Annotated in this window: 17 protein-coding genes and 1 pseudogene; 13 read left to right on the top strand and 5 right to left on the bottom strand. The window is 55.1% G+C overall.

Annotated features, from left to right (window positions below):
- Nucleotides 1-69 precede the first annotated feature (69 nt).
- Complete coding sequence (locus BJ887_RS09430; protein WP_014171459.1) at nt 70-843, top strand: GntR family transcriptional regulator; 774 nt, start codon at nt 70-72, stop codon at nt 841-843.
- On the top strand, nt 840-1,316 hold the full coding sequence (locus tag BJ887_RS09425) for a GNAT family N-acetyltransferase (RefSeq protein ID WP_121339792.1): 477 nt from the start codon (nt 840-842) through the stop codon (nt 1,314-1,316). Before BJ887_RS09430 ends, BJ887_RS09425 begins: the two co-directional genes overlap by 4 nt.
- Here BJ887_RS09425 and galR read toward each other — a convergent pair.
- Nucleotides 1,277-2,293 (bottom strand): HTH-type transcriptional regulator GalR, encoded by a 1,017-nt coding sequence (gene galR, locus BJ887_RS09420; protein ID WP_020883772.1) that lies wholly within the window; start codon nt 2,291-2,293, stop codon nt 1,277-1,279. The genes BJ887_RS09425 and galR overlap by 40 nt on opposite strands.
- 424 nt (nt 2,294-2,717) lie before the next feature.
- Between galR and aas the strand changes: the two genes are divergently transcribed.
- Nucleotides 2,718-4,877, top strand: a complete 2,160-nt coding sequence (gene aas / locus BJ887_RS09415; protein WP_121339791.1) for a bifunctional acyl-ACP--phospholipid O-acyltransferase/long-chain-fatty-acid--ACP ligase — start codon at nt 2,718-2,720, stop codon at nt 4,875-4,877.
- Complete coding sequence (gene lplT, locus BJ887_RS09410; RefSeq protein WP_121339790.1) at nt 4,870-6,063, top strand: lysophospholipid transporter LplT; 1,194 nt, start codon at nt 4,870-4,872, stop codon at nt 6,061-6,063. Before aas ends, lplT begins: the two co-directional genes overlap by 8 nt.
- 78 nt (nt 6,064-6,141) lie before the next feature.
- Here lplT and BJ887_RS09405 read toward each other — a convergent pair whose 3' ends face one another.
- The 4 genes and pseudogenes from BJ887_RS09405 to BJ887_RS23145 form a co-directional block, all read right to left on the bottom strand.
- On the bottom strand, nt 6,142-7,182 hold the full coding sequence (locus BJ887_RS09405; RefSeq protein ID WP_121339789.1) for an NADP(H)-dependent aldo-keto reductase: 1,041 nt from the start codon (nt 7,180-7,182) through the stop codon (nt 6,142-6,144).
- A 132-nt stretch (nt 7,183-7,314) separates the two neighbouring features.
- Complete coding sequence (locus BJ887_RS09400) at nt 7,315-7,533, bottom strand: YgdI/YgdR family lipoprotein (RefSeq protein ID WP_020883776.1); 219 nt, start codon at nt 7,531-7,533, stop codon at nt 7,315-7,317.
- A 128-nt stretch (nt 7,534-7,661) separates the two neighbouring features.
- On the bottom strand, nt 7,662-8,354 hold the full coding sequence (gene mutH, locus BJ887_RS09395) for a DNA mismatch repair endonuclease MutH (protein WP_020883777.1): 693 nt from the start codon (nt 8,352-8,354) through the stop codon (nt 7,662-7,664).
- 154 nt (nt 8,355-8,508) lie between these two features.
- Nucleotides 8,509-8,574: pseudogene (locus tag BJ887_RS23145) on the bottom strand (hypothetical protein); the annotation flags it as partial.
- A gap of 463 nt (nt 8,575-9,037) precedes the next feature.
- Here BJ887_RS23145 and rppH point away from each other — a divergent pair.
- The 9 genes from rppH (at nt 9,038) to recC (ending at nt 19,010) form a co-directional block, all read left to right on the top strand.
- The gene (gene rppH / locus BJ887_RS09390; RefSeq protein WP_013098553.1) at nt 9,038-9,568 is read left to right on the top strand and encodes an RNA pyrophosphohydrolase; all 531 of its coding nucleotides are present in this window, start codon (nt 9,038-9,040) and stop codon (nt 9,566-9,568) included.
- A gap of 12 nt (nt 9,569-9,580) precedes the next feature.
- Nucleotides 9,581-11,827, top strand: coding sequence for a phosphoenolpyruvate--protein phosphotransferase (gene ptsP, locus BJ887_RS09385; RefSeq protein ID WP_014171450.1), 2,247 nt, complete (start codon nt 9,581-9,583; stop codon nt 11,825-11,827).
- Nucleotides 11,828-12,040: 213 nt separating this feature from the next.
- On the top strand, nt 12,041-12,916 hold the full coding sequence (gene lgt / locus BJ887_RS09380; protein ID WP_014171449.1) for a prolipoprotein diacylglyceryl transferase: 876 nt from the start codon (nt 12,041-12,043) through the stop codon (nt 12,914-12,916).
- A 6-nt stretch (nt 12,917-12,922) separates the two neighbouring features.
- Nucleotides 12,923-13,717, top strand: a complete 795-nt coding sequence (gene thyA / locus BJ887_RS09375) for a thymidylate synthase (RefSeq protein WP_013098550.1) — start codon at nt 12,923-12,925, stop codon at nt 13,715-13,717.
- A gap of 184 nt (nt 13,718-13,901) precedes the next feature.
- Nucleotides 13,902-14,366 carry a prepilin peptidase-dependent protein gene (locus tag BJ887_RS09370; RefSeq protein WP_032680368.1) on the top strand — a complete coding sequence of 155 codons (465 nt, stop codon included), beginning with the start codon at nt 13,902-13,904 and terminating at the stop codon, nt 14,364-14,366.
- A complete protein-coding gene (locus BJ887_RS09365; RefSeq protein ID WP_025203343.1) occupies nt 14,357-14,917 on the top strand; it encodes a prepilin peptidase-dependent protein in 561 nt (186 codons plus the stop codon). Before BJ887_RS09370 ends, BJ887_RS09365 begins: the two co-directional genes overlap by 10 nt.
- Nucleotides 14,914-15,315 (top strand): DUF2509 family protein, encoded by a 402-nt coding sequence (locus BJ887_RS09360; RefSeq protein WP_121339788.1) that lies wholly within the window; start codon nt 14,914-14,916, stop codon nt 15,313-15,315. The genes BJ887_RS09365 and BJ887_RS09360 overlap by 4 nt, the downstream gene beginning before the upstream one ends.
- Nucleotides 15,300-15,623 carry a prepilin-type N-terminal cleavage/methylation domain-containing protein gene (locus tag BJ887_RS09355; protein ID WP_014171443.1) on the top strand — a complete coding sequence of 108 codons (324 nt, stop codon included), beginning with the start codon at nt 15,300-15,302 and terminating at the stop codon, nt 15,621-15,623. Before BJ887_RS09360 ends, BJ887_RS09355 begins: the two co-directional genes overlap by 16 nt.
- A gap of 12 nt (nt 15,624-15,635) precedes the next feature.
- Nucleotides 15,636-19,010: an exodeoxyribonuclease V subunit gamma gene (gene recC, locus BJ887_RS09350; protein WP_121339787.1), complete on the top strand. Its 3,375-nt coding sequence runs from the start codon at nt 15,636-15,638 to the stop codon at nt 19,008-19,010.
- The last annotated feature ends 71 nt before the right edge of the window (nt 19,011-19,081 follow it).

Raw genomic sequence — 19,081 nt, 5'->3', positions numbered from 1 at the left:
GTAAAATAGCGCACAAACTGGCCGGGAGGACGCCCGGCCTGCGCATTAACTGAAAAAACAGGTGAAAACGTGGATAAGGCTGTCATCCTGCCGGAAAAAAAACAGTATCAGGAAATTGGCGAGGATTTACGGGCGCAAATTATCCAGGGGCACTATCCCGTAGGTTCCCGTCTGCCGCCCGAGCGTAATATTGCTGAGAAGTACGGCGTAAGTCGTACCATCGTGCGTGAGGCATTGTTGATGCTGGAGCTGCAGGGCACGGTGGATATCCGCCAGGGGTCTGGCGTTTATGTGATGCGCATTCCTGAAGAACACGAAAACGAAGAAGAACGTTTTCTGAACAGCGACGTCGGCCCCTTTGAGATCCTGCAGGCGCGCCAGCTCCTCGAAAGCAACATCGCCGCGTTTGCTGCCAAAATGGCGACACGCGCAGACATCGACAATCTGCGCCGTATTATTGAGCAGGAGCAGCGCGCCATTGCCGCCAACGATAACAGCCAGGACAACAATAAAATGTTTCACCTGGTGCTGGCGGGGGCAACGCAAAACCAGATGCTGCTGGCAACGGTAGAGAGTATCTGGCACCACATGGACAGCAGCCCGCTGTGGCAGCAATTCAATGGGCATATCGCCAGCCGTGCATACCGCCTGAAATGGCTGGGCGACAGGCAAACCATCCTCGCGGCGCTTCGTCGTCGTGATGTGATGGGCGCCTGGCAGGCGATGTTCCAGCATCTGGAAAATGTGAAAAAGAGCTTACTTGAACTCTCCGATGAAGATGCGCCGGATTTTGACGGTTATCTTTTTGAATCTGTGCCCGTGTTTCAGGGGAAGCTGGTGTGACTATTCTGCCTCTCTATACCGCGCCTCAGTATGCGGAACAGGTAACTGACTGGATCTGGCAGGCGTTCGGTGACGGGCTTACGCGGGCGTTTTTCCAGAGCATCGTTGAACATAGCCAGACGCCGGGCGCGTTACCGTTGACCTTTATTGCTCTGGAGGGCGAACAGCTTCTGGGTACGGTCGGGATCTGGCGCTGCGATTTAATCACCCGACAGGATCTTTGTCCGTGGCTGGCTGCGCTGTACGTTGATGAAGCGGCGCGTGGTAACGGACTGGCGGGAAAACTGCAGCAGCATGTTATCGCCTATGCCGCGCAGGCCGGGTATCACGAACTGCATCTGTGGTCTGCCTGCCGCGACTTCTACGAACGTTACGGCTGGCAATACATTGGCGATGCGCTCGAATACCCGAACAAAACGGTACATCTGTATCGCTATTCCTCTCCCGCTTCTGCTGGCGAACCTACGGAGTGACGGCGGACTAAGGTGGGGCTGAACAGGTGGGTGATATCCGGTGGCTGGCGTTGTTCGGCCAGCGCCAGTGCCAGCTCCGCAGCCTGCGTTGCCATTGTGATAATCGGGTAACGTACGGTGGTCAGGCGCGGACGCACGTAGCGGGACACCAGCACATCATCGAAGCCAATGAGTGAAATTTCTCCCGGCACCTCGATTCCGTTGTCATTTAACACCCCCATTGCCCCGGCGGCCATCGAGTCGTTATAGCTGGCAACCGCCGTGAAATTCCGTCCACGCCCCAGCAGCTCTGTCATTGCCTGTTCGCCGCCACTCTCATCTGGCTCGCCGTAGGCCACCAGCCGGTCATTACACGGCAAACCGTTTTCGCGCAGGGCATCGTAGTAGCCCTGCAGGCGATCTTCGGCATCGGAAATCGGGTGATTGGAGCAGAGATAACCAATGCGGGTATGGCCCTGCTGAATCAAATGGCGGGTAGCAAGCCAGGCGCCGTAGCGGTCGTCGAGTGCCACACAGCGTTTCTCAAAACCGGGAATAATTCGGTTGATGATCACCATGCCGGGGATCTGCTTCATCAGATGAATGAGTTCAGCATCGGGGATCATTTTGGCGTGAACAACCAGCGCAGCGCAGCGGTGGCGCATCAGCTGTTCGATAGCCTGGCGTTCTTTTTGTTCGTTGTGATAGCCATTGCCAATCAGCAGAAAATTGCCGGTCTGATAAGAAACCTGTTCAACCGCTTTTACCATGGCGCCGAAAAACGGGTCAGACACATCGCCCACCACCAGTCCGATGGTTTCAGTAGACTGTTGGGCAAGGGCGCGGGCGTTGGCATTCGGATGATAATTCAATGATTCCATGGCGTTTTGCACCGCCTGGCGTGATGCGTCACTGGCTTTAGGGGAGTCGTTGATCACGCGCGAGACGGTCGCCACGGAAACACCAGCCAGACGGGCCACATCCTTTATTGTCGCCATTACATACCTTCTTAGTGGGGGTAAGCGTTTACACACGAAATAGTGTTGCGGAAAAGCGCCGTGCATTCAAGGGGCGCGGGGTTTCGCCCTCCACAAACGTGACGCAGCACAACCCTGGCCGTGTAATCGTTACACGGGCAGTCATGTCTGAATAATGTCAATCTGAACCTTTAGTTACACTTTGCCTCAGGCTGTTGCGATTGTCCGATGGCGAGGATGAGGGGGAGATTGATAGAGTCGAGATCCCAGAGGTATTGATTGGTGAGAATTCTTAGTACGGTTTCGTACTCTTCTCTTGCACCAACCTGCGCGGATGCGCAGGTTTTTTTTCGCCTCAACTTTGCAGTCGCTCCCGTATCACTTCTCGTGTAATCTGCCACCATTTACTATCAACCCTTCACACTGGCTGGCAAAGGGAGTTGAGATGCTTTTTGGGTTCTTCCGTATACTCTTCCGTATTCTCTTTCGCATTCGCGTCACTGGCGATGCTCAGGCGCTTCGCGGCGAACGCGTTCTTATCACACCAAACCATGTTTCCTTTATCGACGGCATTCTGCTGGCGCTATTTCTGCCCGTGCGTCCGGTGTTTGCGGTTTATACCTCCATCAGCCAGCAGTGGTACATGCGCTGGCTCACGCCGCTGATTGATTTTGTGCCGCTCGACCCGACCAAACCGATGATGATTAAACATCTGGTGCGTCTGGTGGAGCAGGGGCGTCCGGTGGTTATTTTCCCGGAAGGTCGCATCTCGGTGACCGGTTCACTGATGAAAATCTACGACGGCGCCGGGTTTGTCGCGGCGAAGTCAAAAGCAACCGTGGTGCCACTGCGTATTGAAGGAGCGGAGCGCTCCTATTTCAGCCGTCTGAAAGGGCTGGTAAAGCAGCGCGTGTTCCCAAAAATTACGTTGCATATCCTGCCGCCAACGTCGTTACCGATGCCTGACGCGCCCCGTGCACGCGATCGCCGTAAAATTGCCGGAGAGATGCTGCACCAGATTATGATGGAAGCGCGTATGGCGGTCCGCCCGCGCGAGACGCTGTATGAATCCCTGCTGTCGGCACAGCACCGCTACGGCGCGAAGAAAAACTGCATCGAAGACATCAACTTTACCCCGGATACCTATCGCAAGCTGCTGACCAAAACATTGTTCGTGGGCCGTATTCTTGAGAAGTACAGTCAGCAGGGCGAAAAGATTGGCCTGATGCTGCCCAACGCAGGCATCAGTGCGGCGGTGATTTTTGGAGCCGTTTCCCGTGGCCGTATTCCGGCGATGATGAACTACACGGCGGGCGTGAAAGGGCTGACCAGCGCCATCACGGCAGCGCAAATCAAAACCGTCTTTACCTCCCGCCAGTTCCTCGACAAAGGCAAACTGTGGCATCTTCCTGAACAGCTTACCCAGGTACGCTGGGTCTTCCTGGAAGATCTTAAAGCGGACGTGACGACAGGCGACAAACTGTGGATTTTTGCTCATCTGCTGATGCCGCGTCTGGCCCAGGTGAAACAGCAGCCGGAAGACGACGCGATTATCCTCTTCACCTCTGGCTCAGAAGGCAACCCGAAAGGCGTCGTCCACAGTCACAAGAGTATTCTGGCGAACGTTGAGCAGATCAAAAGCATTGCCGACTTTACCGCGAAAGACCGGTTTATGTCAGCGCTGCCACTGTTCCACTCTTTTGGCCTGACGGTGGGGCTTTTCACGCCGCTGCTGACCGGTGCCGAAGTCTTCCTTTATCCAAGCCCGTTGCATTATCGCATTGTGCCGGAGCTGGTGTATGACCGTAACTGTACCGTGTTGTTTGGAACCTCAACCTTCCTCGGGAACTACGCGCGTTTCGCCAATCCCTATGACTTCTTCCGCGTGCGCTACGTGGTTGCTGGCGCGGAAAAACTGCAGGAGAGCACGCGACAGATCTGGCAGGACAAATTTGGTCTGCGTATCCTTGAGGGGTATGGCGTGACAGAGTGTGCGCCGGTGGTCTCTATCAACGTGCCAATGGCGGCGAAGCCGGGGACAGTCGGCCGAATTCTGCCTGGGCTGGATGCTCGTCTGCTGGCGGTGCCTGGTATTGAAGACGGCGGCCGTCTGCAGCTGAAAGGGCCAAACGTGATGAACGGCTATCTGCGCGTGGAAAACCCCGGCGTGCTGGAAGCACCGACCGCAGAAAACGTTAATGGCGAGATTGAAACGGGCTGGTACGACACCGGCGATATTGTACGTTTCGATGAGCAAGGCTTTGTGCAGATCCAGGGGCGTGCAAAACGCTTTGCCAAGATTGCGGGTGAAATGGTCTCGCTTGAGATGGTTGAACAGCTGGCATCGGGCGTCTCCGCCGACAAGATGCATGCCACGGTTGTGAAGAGTGATGCAAGTAAAGGCGAGGCGCTGGTACTGTTCACCACCGACAGCGAGCTTAAGCGCGACCAGTTACTGAGCTATGCCCGCGAGCACGGCATTCCGGAGCTGGCGGTACCTCGTGATATTCGCTACCTGAAACAGCTTCCGGTGCTCGGCAGCGGTAAGCCCGACTTCGTGACCCTCAAGGGCATGGTTGAACAGGCGGAACAACATAATGCGTGAGTCAGTACACACTAACACCTCTCTGCGCTCAAAAGGCATGATGGCGGTGATTGCCGCCCAGTTCCTTTCCGCCTTTGGCGATAACGCGCTGCTGTTTGCCACGCTGGCACTGCTCAAGGCTGAGTTTTACCCCGACTGGAGTCAGCCGGTTCTGCAGATGGTGTTTGTGGGCGCTTACATTATCTTTGCACCGTTTGTTGGACAGGTTGCGGACAGCTTCCCGAAAGGCCGGGTAATGATGTTTGCCAACGGCCTGAAACTGCTGGGAGCCGCCAGCATTTGTTTTGGTTTCAATCCGTTTATTGGCTATACGCTGGTCGGCATTGGCGCCGCAGCCTACTCCCCGGCGAAGTATGGCATCCTCGGGGAGTTGACCACCGGTAATAAGCTGGTGAAAGCCAATGGGCTGATGGAGTCCTCCACCATTGCGGCAATCCTGCTTGGCTCCGTCGCAGGCGGTGTCCTCGCTGACTGGCACGTGCTGGCGGCCCTCGGCGTGTGTGCTGTGGTGTACGGTGGCGCGGTAGTCGCTAACCTGTTTATTCCGAAACTGCCGGTGGCGCGTCCGGGGCAATCCTGGCGCTTTAAGCCGATGACCGGCAGCTTCTTCAATGCCTGCCGCGTGCTGTGGCGTAACGGTGAAACGCGATTCTCTCTGATGGGCACCAGTATGTTCTGGGGCGCAGGCGTTACGCTGCGCTTCCTGCTGGTGCTGTGGGTGCCGGTGGCGCTGGGGATCACAGACAACGCGACGCCAACCTACCTTAATGCGATGGTGGCGATCGGGATTGTGGTGGGCGCGGGGGCAGCGGCAAAACTGGTGACGCTCGACACCGTTGCTCGCTGCATGCCGGCAGGGATCCTGATTGGCGTTGCGGTGCTTTTTTTCGCGCTGCAACACGCGTTATTGCCAGCCTACGTACTGCTGATCCTGATTGGTATTCTGGGGGGCTTCTTTGTGGTGCCGCTGAATGCGCTATTACAGGAGCGTGGCAAGCAGACGGTCGGGGCGGGCAATGCTATTGCGGTGCAAAACCTCGGTGAAAACCTGGCGATGCTGCTGATGCTGGGCCTGTATTCGCTGGCGGTTAAAGCCGGTGCGCCTGTGGTGGGGATTGGCGTCGGGTTCGGTGGACTGTTCGCGCTGGCGATTGCCGGCTTGTGGGTCTGGCAGCGCCGCCGCTGATTCGGGTCGTCTTCAGCGCCTTTTCACAAGCGGGTGCAAACATTAAAAACGGCAACAGAGGTTGCCGTTTTGCTTTTTTTACGGTGCCGGATAGGTATAAACCTGATGCACCGCGTCAATCTCCGCCAGCACGTCCTCGCTCAGGTCCAGATGGAAACTCTCAATGTTGGTTTTCAACTGTTCCATCGTCGTTGCGCCCAGCAGGGTGCTGGCCACAAACGGCTGACGGCGTACGAAGGCCAGCGCCATCTGGGCAGGATCGAGCCCGTGGCGCTTCGCAATATCAACGTAGGCCGCGACGGCTTTCTGCGTCTGCTCGCCGCTATAGCGGGTAAAGCGGCTGAAGAGCGTATTACGCGCACCGGCTGGCTTCGCACCGTTCAGGTATTTACCCGTCAGCGTACCAAAGCCCAGGCAGGAATAGGCAAGCAGCTCAACCTCTTCATATTGCGTCACTTCGGCCAGACCCACTTCGTAACTGCGGTTGAGCAGGCTGTAGGGGTTCTGGATGGTGACAATGCGCGGCAGATCGTGTTTATCAGCCAGGTGCAGGTAGCGCATAACGCCAAAAGCCGTTTCGTTAGACACGCCGATGTAGCGGATTCTGCCCGCTCGCTGGCATTCGGTCAGCGCTTCCAGCGTTTCAAGCAGCGTAACGGCGGGAGCGCTTTCGTTCCAGCTGTAGCCGAGCTTACCAAAGCAGTTGGTTGGACGCTGCGGCCAGTGTACCTGGTAGAGATCAAGATAATCGGTTTGCAGGCGCTTCAGGCTGGCATCCAGCGCGGCACGGATATTCTTGCGATCGAGGATCTGGTTGGGGCGGATCCCGGCATCGCTGTTACGCGCAGGGCCGCTGACTTTCGAGGCGATAACCAGTTTTTCGCGATTGCCGCGTTTTGTCAGCCAGTTGCCGACGTAGGTTTCGGTAAGCCCCTGCGTTTCCGGGCGTGGAGGAACAGGGTACATCTCTGCGACATCAATCAGGTTAATGCCCTGGCTGACGGCATAATCGAGTTGTGCATGGGCATCGGCTTCGCTGTTTTGTTCACCAAATGTCATCGTGCCCAACCCCAGTTGGCTTATCTCCAGAGAGCTGTGGGGGATACGGTGATAATGCATAGCCGGCTTCCTTCAATAGACATGTAGACCGCGTCAGGAACCTCCCGACAAAGGAATATAAACATGGCAGAGGGGAAGCAAAAGGGGAAGAAAAAAATCAAAAAGGCCAGCAAGGTACTGACCTCTCTCTGTTTATCGCTCGATAATTTGCGAGACTTCGTCGCGATTGATCTGCATTTTATTCCCGGACTGATCGCGGTAGCTGACCAGACCGGTGTCATCATCGACTTCCGGCTTGCCGTCTGTCAGGATCATCCGGCCATCTTTTGTCGCCATCACGTAATCGCTGCTACAGCCCGATACTGCAAACGCTAATCCGACTGCTGAAATTAACACTGCCCATTTTTTCATCGTTATCGTCCTCACCTGGCTCGTATCAAATCATAGTGTAGTAATAACCCGATATTTCGACAGGAGGAAGCGGTAAAATCTTAAAAACCAGGTGATTATGTTTGAGAGCTCTCAAAATAAGTAAAAAACTACGTTTTGAGTAAGAAATGGCGAGCAAGCAGCGCCCCGGTAAAGTTCTTTTTGAGATAAAAACCGCGTGGCAATGTCAGTATCGGTTCGCCCCGGGCACCGATTGCTTCCGTGAGCGCTTTACTGTTCGCCGCCTTTGGCCGCAGCTGTAACACCTCTCCGTGTCGGGCGGTGATGCGCTCAACCTGACCGAGGACAATCATATCCATCAGCTCTTCCCAGTCCAGACGCAGCTGATGCTCTTCATCTTCATCCGGACTCCACAGCAGCGGTGCGCCAACCCGGCGTTCAGCCAGCGGGATCTGACGTTCTCCTTCTACGGGGACCCAAAGCACGCGCTTCAGTTTATGGCGAACGTGACTGGTTTCCCACGTCACACCGGTATTCCCGGTTAACGGTGCAACGCAGACAAATGTCGTTTCCAGGGGCTTGCCAAGGCTATCGATGGGAATGGTTTTTAACTCTACGCCCAGGGCGGCGAAATCCTGCTCCGGTTTACTCCCTGCGCTTGCACCCAGCCACAGCTCCAGCAGCATGCCGATCCAGCCTTTATCCCGCTTCAGATCCTGAGGGATCGGCAGGCCAGCCATTGCCGCCAGCTCGCCAAGCGAAAAGCCAGCCAGACGCTGCGCCTGCTGTAGCAACTGGATTTCGCTGGACGGCGGTGAAAGCAAGGGTAAAAGCGAATGCATGAAGGTAACCTTTTGATTAAAAAATACACTAAGAAATTGTCCCCTGTGGATAGAGTTTAACTTTTTCTGTACGAATATGCCATGTGTATGATTTATAGGTTTTTTTAGCACACTAAAAATGGATGGCGAAGGACAGAAATTCGGTTGTTCAATTCTGGTCACTGACAATGAACAGGATCTTACACCATGTTATCCACAGAAAAGTGGGATAACTGGGCATAACCCTGACTACTGTTTCAATTTACAGCCTTGACGTGCGACGAAAATCCAATTTTCAAACAAATTGTGCCTAACTTATTGGCACAATCTGTGGATAAAACCGACGCTGTTCGATCTTTCATCAGCACAACGATCCCTGATGTGACGATCGTCACGCTTAAGCGGTGTGGGTTGGTTTTATGACGATTAAGTTTATGAAAATAATGATTTTATTTTTTATTGGTAATGGAGGGAGATTGACGGCGGCTGAGGTTGTTCATCGGTAATCAGACACTTCTTCACAACTATATCCACAGAAAAGGTGAATAAAATTCCCCTCAGAGCCGCTCATCTGTTTATAACTCTGCCTGTATTTGTGAGTTATTCAAATGTTATTAAGTTGCAGCCCTGTAAGAGAGTGGTTTACCGCCTCCCTGTAGTGTGAAACAATCATTCATATATAAGGTTTAGTTTGGGGTAGTCCGGTGATTGATGACGATGGCTACCGCCCGAACGTAGGAATAGTAATTTGTAATCGTCAGGGCCAGGTGATGTGGGCCCGTCGATATGGTCAGCACTCCTGGCAGTTCCCGCAAGGCGGGATCAACCCGGGAGAGTCCCCAGAACAAGCGATGTACCGGGAGCTGTTTGAAGAGGTTGGTTTAAGCCGAAAAGATGTTCGCATCCTGGCTTCGACCCGCAACTGGTTGCGTTACAAGTTACCGAAACGTTTGGTGCGTTGGGACACAAAGCCGGTTTGTATCGGCCAGAAACAAAAATGGTTTCTACTGCAGTTGGTGGGCAACGATTCAGATATCAATATGCAAACCAGCAGTACGCCGGAGTTTGATGGCTGGCGTTGGGTGAGCTATTGGTATCCTGTTCGTCAGGTCGTGTCATTTAAACGCGATGTTTACCGTAGGGTGATGAAAGAGTTCGCAAGTGTTGTCATGCAGCTTCAGGAGATCCCGCCTAAGCCGCAGAGCGCACCTGCCTGGCGACGTAAAAGAGGTTAAGCTACGCAAATCATGCTCACCCGCTTGCGAGAAATAGTCGAGAAGGTGGCCAGTGCGCCGCGTCTGAATGAGGCGCTGAACATTCTGGTTACCGACATCTGTCTTGCGATGGAGACCGAAGTCTGTTCGGTGTATCTGGCCGACCACGATCGGCGTTGCTATTACCTGATGGCGACCCGTGGTTTGAAAAAGCCACGTGGACGCACCGTAACGCTCGCGTTTGATGAAGGTATCGTTGGTCTGGTTGGGCGACTCGCCGAACCTATCAACCTTGCCGACGCGCAAAAACACCCCAGCTTTAAATATATCCCCTCCGTAAAAGAAGATCGTTTCCGCGCCTTCCTGGGTGTGCCGATTATTCAGCGCCGTCAGCTGCTTGGTGTGCTGGTGGTACAGCAGCGTGAGTTGCGTCAGTACGATGAAAGCGAAGAGTCTTTCCTCGTCACGCTGGCCACGCAGATGGCCGCGATCCTCTCCCAGTCCCAGTTGACGGCACTGTTTGGTCAGTATCGTCATACGCGTATTCGCGCGCTTCCGGCGTCGCCGGGCGTTGCTATCGCCGAAGGGTGGATGGACGCCACTCTGCCGTTGATGGAGCAGGTGTACGAAGCCTCAACGCTTGATGAAGCGCTTGAGCGTGAGCGTCTCACCGCCGCGCTGGAAGAGGCGTCGAATGAGTTTCGTCGCTACAGCAAGCGCTTTGCCGCTGGGGCGCAAAAAGAGACAGCGGCCATTTTTGACCTCTACTCGCACCTTCTCTCCGATGCACGTCTGCGCCGCGAGCTTTTTGACGAAGTCGACAAAGGTGCGGTTGCGGAGTGGGCGGTTAAAAAGGTCATCGAAAAATTTGCCGAACAGTTTGCGGCACTGACCGACGGTTACCTGAAAGAGCGGGCCGGTGATTTACGCGCCCTGGGGCAGCGTTTACTGTTCCATCTTGATGACACTATTCAGGGCGCGAATGCCTGGCCAAAACGTTTTGTGCTGGTTGCCGATGAACTCTCCGCGACAACGCTCGCTGAACTGCCTCATGACCGCCTGGCGGGCGTAGTGGTACGCGATGGCGCGGCGAACTCGCACGCGGCCATTATGGTGCGTGCGCTGGGAATTCCCACCGTTATGGGGGCGGATATCCAGCCATCGGTGCTGCACCGACGTACCCTGGTGGTCGACGGTTATCGCGGTGAGCTGTTGGTTGATCCTGAGCCGGTTCTGCTTCAGGAATACCAGCGCCTTATCAGCGAAGAGAATGAATTAAGCAAGCTGGCAGAGGATGACGTTAATCTGCCCGCGCAGCTCAAAAGCGGCGAGCGAATCAAAGTCATGCTCAACGCAGGTTTAAGCCCCGAGCATGAAGAGAAGCTCGGCAGCCGCATCGACGGTATCGGCTTATACCGCACCGAAATCCCGTTCATGCTGCAAAGTGGCTTTCCCTCTGAAGAGGAGCAGGTCGCGCAGTATCAGGGCATGCTGCAGATGTTTAACGACAAACCGGTCACCCTGCGCACCCTTGATGTCGGGGCAGATAAACAGCTGCCGTACATGCCGATCAGTGAGGAAAACCCGTGCCTGGGCTGGCGTGGGATACGCATTACGCTCGATCAGCCTGAGATCTTCCTGATCCAGGTGCGTGCCATGCTGCGCGCGAATGCGGCGACGGGTAACCTCAGCATTTTACTGCCGATGGTCACCAGCATTGATGAGATTGACGAGGCGCGGCGTCTGATTGAGCGTGCCGGCCGTGAAGTCGAAGAGATGATTGGCTATGCGATCCCCAAACCACGAATTGGGGTGATGCTTGAAGTGCCGTCAATGGTCTTTATGCTGCCGCAGCTGGCTAACCGTGTCGACTTTATCTCGGTCGGTACCAATGACCTGACGCAGTATATTCTGGCCGTCGACCGTAACAACACGCGTGTTGCCAGCATCTATGACAGCCTGCACCCTGCGATGATCCGGGCGTTAGCGATGATCGCGCGAGAAGCCGAACAGCACGATATTGATTTGCGCCTGTGTGGTGAAATGGCCGGGGATTCGATGTGCGTAGCAATCCTGATTGGGCTGGGGTACCGCCACCTCTCCATGAACGGCCGTGCGGTTGCCCGCGTGAAGTACCTGCTGCGGCATATCGATATTGAGGATGCCCGCGAGCTGGCTGAACGCAGTCTTGAAGCGCAGCTGGCCGCCGAAGTGCGTCATCAGGTGGCTGCTTTCATGGAACGACGCGGTATGGGCGGCCTGATTCGCGGCGGTCGCTAATACGTACTTTTCACCTCACTCCGTCCTCGTCCTTTGTGACAGGGCGGAGGTGAGGATATAACACACTCCTCTATACACATCTTTTACATCTCTGGCGCATCCTCCGCGTCCGCCTTATGCTATGATTCGCAACTTTGGAGCCTCTGCTAACAGCAGAATCGCATTTCTACCGCTGTCCACTTTCAGCGGAATAACAACATCTTGTGGTGACAGATGAACAGTGGTTATCTGCATTTTCCGGAATTTGATCCGGTCATTTTCTCAATAGGACCTGTTTCGCTTCACTGGTACGGTCTGATGTACCTGGTCGGCTTCATTTTTGCCATGTGGCTTGCTGGCCGTCGCGCCAGTCGTCCCGGCAGTGGCTGGACCAAAAACGAAGTCGAGAACCTGCTGTATGCAGGCTTCCTTGGCGTGTTCCTGGGCGGCCGTATTGGGTATGTTCTGTTCTATAACCTCCCGGTATTCCTGAACGATCCACTCTACCTGTTCCGCGTCTGGGATGGCGGCATGTCCTTCCACGGCGGGCTGATTGGTGTGATCCTGGTGATGGTGATTTTTGCCAAACGCACCAAGCGCAACTTCTTCCAGGTGTCAGATTTTATCGCGCCACTGATCCCGTTTGGTCTGGGAGCAGGACGTCTGGGCAACTTTATCAATGGTGAGCTCTGGGGGCGTGTCGACCCGAGTGTCTCCTTTACCATGCTGTTCCCGGGCTCGCGTGCAGAGGACATGGCGCTGCTGCCGTCTCATCCTGAGTGGCAATCCCTGTTCGATACTTACGGTGTTCTGCCGCGCCATATGTCTCAGCTTTACGAGCTGGCGCTGGAAGGCGTGGTGCTGTTTATCATCCTGAATCTCTTTATCCGTAAACCGCGTCCGATGGGGTCTGTCTCCGGTCTGTTCCTGATTGGCTACGGTGCATTCCGTATCATCGTCGAGTTCTTCCGCCAGCCGGATGCACAGTTCACCGGCGAATGGGTACAGTACATCAGCATGGGGCAGATCCTCTCCATTCCGATGATTGTCGCGGGTGTCATTATGATGATTTGGGCGTATCGTCGTCGTCCACAGCAACAACTTTCCTGAGGAACCATGAAACAGTATCTTGAACTGATGAAAAAAGTGCTCGATGAGGGCACGCCGAAAAATGACCGTACCGGTACCGGCACGCTCTCCATTTTTGGCCACCAGATGCGCTTCAATCTGCAGGAAGGTTTTCCGCTGGTGACGACAAAGCGCTGCCACCTGCGCTCGATCATTCATGAACTGCTCTGGTTCCTGCAAGGCGATACCAACGTTGCGTATCTGCATGAAAACAACGTCTCTATCTGGGATGAATGGGCAGATGAAAACGGCAACCTGGGCCCGGTGTACGGTAAGCAGTGGCGCGCATGGCCTACGCCGGATGGCCGCCATATTGACCAGATCACCACCGTGATGAACCAGTTGAAAAACGATCCGGACTCGCGCCGTATTATTGTTTCCGCCTGGAACGTCGGCGAGCTGGACAAAATGGCACTGGCACCGTGCCATGCGTTCTTCCAGTTCTATGTGGCAGACGGTAAGCTCTCCTGCCAGCTCTATCAGCGCTCCTGCGACGTGTTCCTCGGCCTGCCGTTCAACATTGCCAGCTATGCGCTGTTAGTGCATATGATGGCGCAGCAGTGCGATCTGGAAGTGGGCGATTTCGTCTGGACCGGTGGGGATACCCATCTCTACAGCAACCATATGGAACAGACGCATCTCCAGTTGACCCGCGAACCGCGCGCCTTGCCTAAGCTGATTATCAAACGCAAACCGGAATCCATTTTTGATTACCGCTTTGACGATTTTGAGATTGAGGGTTATGACCCTCATCCAGGCATCAAAGCGCCCGTCGCTATCTGAGGCCGTCAATCGTGACATAACCGGTGCTGTTTAGCGCCGGTTTTTTTTCGCCTTCTTCCCGCTTTCCGACGCGTTATCCAGAACGTATGCAACGCACTGCAACCGCTTAACTTTCCTTGATAAGGGCTCGTAAAACGGTCATCCGTAGCTCGTCAATTCCAGGCCATTTCGCCACACTCCCGGCATGAAAAAAGAGAACGGTTTTACGCTTATCGAAACCCTGGTGGCTATCTCGCTGGTGGTCATTCTCAGCGCCTCCGGGCTATATGGCTGGGACAACTGGCAACGGCAGCAACGGCTCTGGCAAACCGCCGGGCAGGTGCGTGATTACCTGGTCTTTCTGCGTAATGACGCAAACCGGCACAACCGTGACCACCAGGTCACACTGCGACGCGACAGGGGCGTCACCTGTCTGATGAGCGCATTCGTGCAGGGCTGTGATAAGGGCAGTCCGTTTGTATTTATTCCCCTGTGGCCGGAGGTCACGGTAAGTGAAATAACGCCGTTATTTGGCTTCTATGGACTCAGGGATACGGCATGGGCAGGGCGAATACGCCTGCAAAGTCGTGCAGGAGAATGGCTCGTCATTGTCTCGAATGGAGGGCGAATCAGGATGTGCAATGTCACAGGAGAAGGTTCATGTCCCTAAACCAGCAGGGTTTCTCACTGATGGAAGTTCTGATTGCCACGGCGATCAGCAGTCTGTTACTGATAAGCGCCTCGCGCTTTTTACCGGGCTTGCAGCGGGCTGTTTTACAGCAGTCCGGTCAGCGGGAGCTTGAGGAGGAGGTGTGGCAACGCCTTTTTTCCCTCGGCAAACAGCTTCAGCGTGCGGGGTATTGCGCCGGAAACTGTGCGGGGCAGGGACTGACGATCGGCAGGCAAGGTCGCTGTGTCATTGTACGGTGGGATGCAAACAGTAACGGTAACTGGGATAGCTCGTCTTCGGAAAACGACAGCACAGGTTTTCGTCTGGAATCAGGTGCACTGGAGACCCTGCATGGGGCGACCTCGTGTGAGGGTAAGGGATGGGAGAAACTCACTGACCCCAACAGGCTTCTCATCCAGCACTTTGTGGTGAGTCAAGTTGAGCATGCGGGGTTTGCCCCCCAGTTGAATATTGAAATGACCGCCCTTCGTCAGGGCGAGCAGGGGGCGCCCTGTCAGGCTTTTTATGGCGTCACGGGGTACAACCTGTGAACCGGCAGCGCGGAATGTCCTCGCTGGCGCTGGTATTACTTTTACTGGTGTTGGGCACGCTGATCCTCACCGGCCTCAATCAGCAGCTGACCACGTTTAGCGCACTGGTGGGCGGTGAGAGCCGCTCGGTTCAACAGCAGGCATCCGTGCAGTCAGCGCTTGAATGGGGACGCGTTCAGAGCTGGTTGTCTGAGCCTGAGATCCAGTGCAAAAAGGTATCGGCATGGCGAGTTTGCCTGCGGCTACTGAATGAAACGCGTGTGCTGCTTATCGCCGGGAGTGATGACCTGCAGCTATGGCGCAGAGGCGAAATCATCGACGGTAAGATCCATTTCTCGCCACACGGCTGGAGTGATTTTTGTCCGCTTAAGGAGAGTGCGTTATGCCAGCTGCCGTGAGCAGAGAAAAAGGCTTTAGCATGGTTGAGGTGTTACTGGCGATGATGCTGCTGGTGATGATTGTCACGGCACTGTCGGGTTATCAGCGGGCACTGGCGACGCGGTTCTCCATGTTTAATCAGTATCGTCAGCTCTGGCACCATGCCTGGAATCAGTCTCAGCTTTCAACAATTGCTCTCCCGGCAGGCTGGCAGGTCAGTCGGGGGCAGACAACACTCTCTGGATGTGTCAGCATCACGGTTACACTTATTTCTCCTCTGGGGCGGCGCGGCGAGATGACGCGTCTGCATTGCCCGGTTAGCCAGTAGTCGGGAGTGTCTATGTTAAGGGTCTACCACTCAAATCGTCTGGATGTGCTGGAAGCGCTGATGGAATTTATCGTTGAGCGCGAGCGGCTTGACGATCCTTTTGAGCCAGAAATGGTGCTGGTGCAGAGCACCGGTATGGCGCAGTGGCTGCAAATGTCGCTTTCGCGTAAATTCGGCATTGCCGCAAATATCGATTTCCCGCTGCCCGCGAGTTTTATCTGGGAGATGTTTGTCCGCGTGTTGCCGGACATCCCGGAGCAGAGTGCCTTCAACAAGCAAAGCATGAGCTGGAAGCTGATGGCATTGCTGCCGGACATGCTGCAGCATGATGAATTCGTCATGCTGCGCCACTACCTCAATGACGACACCGATAAACGCAAGCTGTTCCAGCTGGCATCGCGCACCGCCGATCTCTATGACCAGTATCTGGTGTATCGCCCGGAATGGCTGACTCGCTGGGAAGCGGGCGAGCGGGTCGACGGGTTACCGGAGGCGCAAGTCTGGCAGGCACCGCTCTGGAAAGCGCTGGTGGAACACACTGAGAAACTCGGCCAGCCGAAGTGGCACCGTGCAAACCTCTACCAGCGGTTTATCTCCATACTGGAAAACAGCGCTGAGCGACCAGCCCGGCTGCCCTCTCGCGTGTTTATCTGCGGCATCTCGGCGCTGCCACCGGTGTATTTGCAGGCGCTGAGTGCGCTGGGTAAACACATCGACATACATATCCTCTTTACCAATCCGTGTCGCCAGTACTGGGGCGACATTCAGGATGAACGCTGGCTTTCGCGGCTGGTGTCTCGCCAGAGACGACGCCTGTTTGAAGAGCGTACCGTGCCACTGTTTAAAGACAGCGCGTCTGCCGCACAGCTATTTGATGAGCACGGCATTCAAAACCTGCCAAACCCGCTGCTTGCCTCTTGGGGAAAGCTGGGCCGTGACTACATTCACATGCTCTCAGACATCACGTCGTCAGGCGAAGGGGATGTGGATGCCTTCGTCGAGATCGCTCCGGATAGCCTGCTGCATAATATCCAGCTCGACATTCTGGATCTCGAAAACCGCGCCGTCATGGGCGTTACGGCGAAAGAATTTGAACGCAGCGACAGTAAGCGCAAGCTGGACGGCGACGATCGCAGCGTCACGATCCACGTTTGCCACAGCCCGCAGCGCGAGGTTGAAGTCCTTCACGATCAACTGCTGGCGATGCTGCAGGACGATCCTGAGCTGACGCCACGTGACATTGTGGTGATGGTGGCGGATATCGACAGTTACAGTCCCTTTATTCAGGCTGTTTTTGGGAGTGCGACGGGTGAACGCTACCTGCCGTACGCCATTTCTGACCGACGGGCCCGCCAGTCTCATCCGGCCTTGCAGGCCTTTATTACTTTGCTTTCATTACCGGATAGCCGGTTTATCTCCGAAGATGTCCTGGCATTACTGGATGTCCCAGTCCTGGCCGCACGTTTCAATATCAATGAAGAGGGGCTGCGCTACCTTCGTCAGTGGGTTAACGAGTCCGGCGTACGCTGGGGCATTGATGATGACAACGTTCAGGCGTTCGAGCTTCCTCCTACCGGCCAGCACACCTGGCGGTTTGGCCTGACGCGTATGCTGCTGGGCTATGCGATGGAAAGCAGCCAGGGCGAGTGGAATGAAGTCCTGCCCTACGATGAGTCCAGCGGGTTGATCGCTGAGCTGGTCGGTCATTTAGCTTCCCTGCTGATGCAACTTAACCGCTGGCGGCTTGAGTTGATGCAGCCGCGTCCGCTGGATGCGTGGCTCCCGGTTTGCAGGGCATTGCTCAATGATTTCTTCTTGCCGGACAGTGATACCGAAGCCGCTATGGCGCTCATTGAAACGCAGTGGCAGGCAATCGTCGAAGAGGGCATGAGTTCCCACTATAACGAGGCTATCCCGTTGTCATTGCTGCGCGATGAGCTGACGCAACGGCTCGATCAGGAGCGAATTAGCCAGCGTTTCCTGGCAGGCCCAATCAATATTTGCACCCTGATGCCAATGCGTTCTATCCCGTTCAAAGTGGTGTGCCTGCTCGGAATGAATGACGGTATTTATCCACGCGCCCTGGCACCACTGGGTTTTGATCTGATGAGTGCGAATCCAAAGCGGGGCGATCGTAGCCGTCGCGACGATGACCGCTATCTCTTCCTTGAGGCGCTCATTTCGGCTCAACGTCAGCTGTATATCAGCTATATCGGCCGCTCTATCCAGGACAACAGCGAGCGCTTTCCTTCTGTTCTGGTGCAGGAACTGGTGGATTATATCGGGCAGAGCCACTATCTGGCGGGGGATGAAGCCCGTAACTGTGATGAAAGCGCGCAGCGGGTGAAGGCGCATATCACCCGCTTCCATAGCCGCATGCCGTTTGACCCGGTGAACTACGTGGTCAGCGATCATCAGAGCTATGCCCACGAATGGCTGCCTGCGGCGAAAAAAGAGGGGAGAGCGCATACCGATTTCATTCAGGAGCTTGATCCTCGCCCGATAGACACCCTGACCTTTGAACAGCTTCAGCGGTTTTGGGGGCATCCGGTACGCGCTTTCTTCCAGCAACGGTTGCAGGTCAATTTCCGTTCTGAAGAGAGTGAAATTCCTGATGCAGAGCCGTTTACGCTGGAAGGGCTGGAGCGGTATCAGTTAAACCTGCAGCTGCTGAACGCGCTGGTTGAAGAGGAAGATGCCGACAAGCTTTACCGCCGCTACCGTGCTGCGGGGCAGTTACCCTACGGGGCGTTCGGAGAAATTGTCTGGGAGGCGCAGCGCCAGGAGATGGAAGCTCTGGCAGAACGCGTGAGGGAATGCCGGCAACCCGGAACCAGTATTGAAATCGATCTCAACTGCCAGGGTGTGCAGCTCACGGGCTGGCTAACTCAGGTACAGCCGGATGGGCTCCTGCGCTGGCGTCCTTCCATGCTTAGCGTTTCACAAGGTTTGCAACTCTGGCTCGAACATCTTGTCTACAGTGCTGGCGGCCATAAAGGCGAAAGCCGTATTTTTGTCCGCAAAGAGGGCGAATGGCGCTTTCCGCCGATGGACGCAGAGCAGGCGTTACGTTATTTATCCTTGTACGTTGAAGGCTATCTGCGGGGAATGAATAAACCGCTCCTGCTACTGCCCGAGAGCGGTGGCGCCTGGATAAAAGCTTGTTATGACGCACAGAATGATGCCATGTTAACGGATGACGCGTCACTGCAGAAAGCACGGAGTAAATTCATGCAGGCGTATGAAGGTAACATGATGGTGCGCGGCGAAGGTGAGGATGTCTGGTATCAACGTTTATGGCGAACGCTTGAGCCTGAATACTTCGAGGCTATCACGGAAGAAGCACAACGCTACCTGTTACCGTTGTTCAAATTTAATCAGTCCTGAGTGCTGTATAAAAATTGCGCAGCATGGGGGTGTTCATTTATGATGCACTTCTTATCACGGACTGATGTACC

It is taken from the genome of Enterobacter sp. WPR_3_1 (genome assembly GCF_003635055.1).
Taxonomy (GTDB): Bacteria; Pseudomonadota; Gammaproteobacteria; order Enterobacterales; family Enterobacteriaceae; genus Enterobacter; species Enterobacter ludwigii.
The sequence above is the reverse complement of the archived record's forward strand: the minus strand, read 5'-3'. Positions and strand labels throughout refer to the sequence as shown.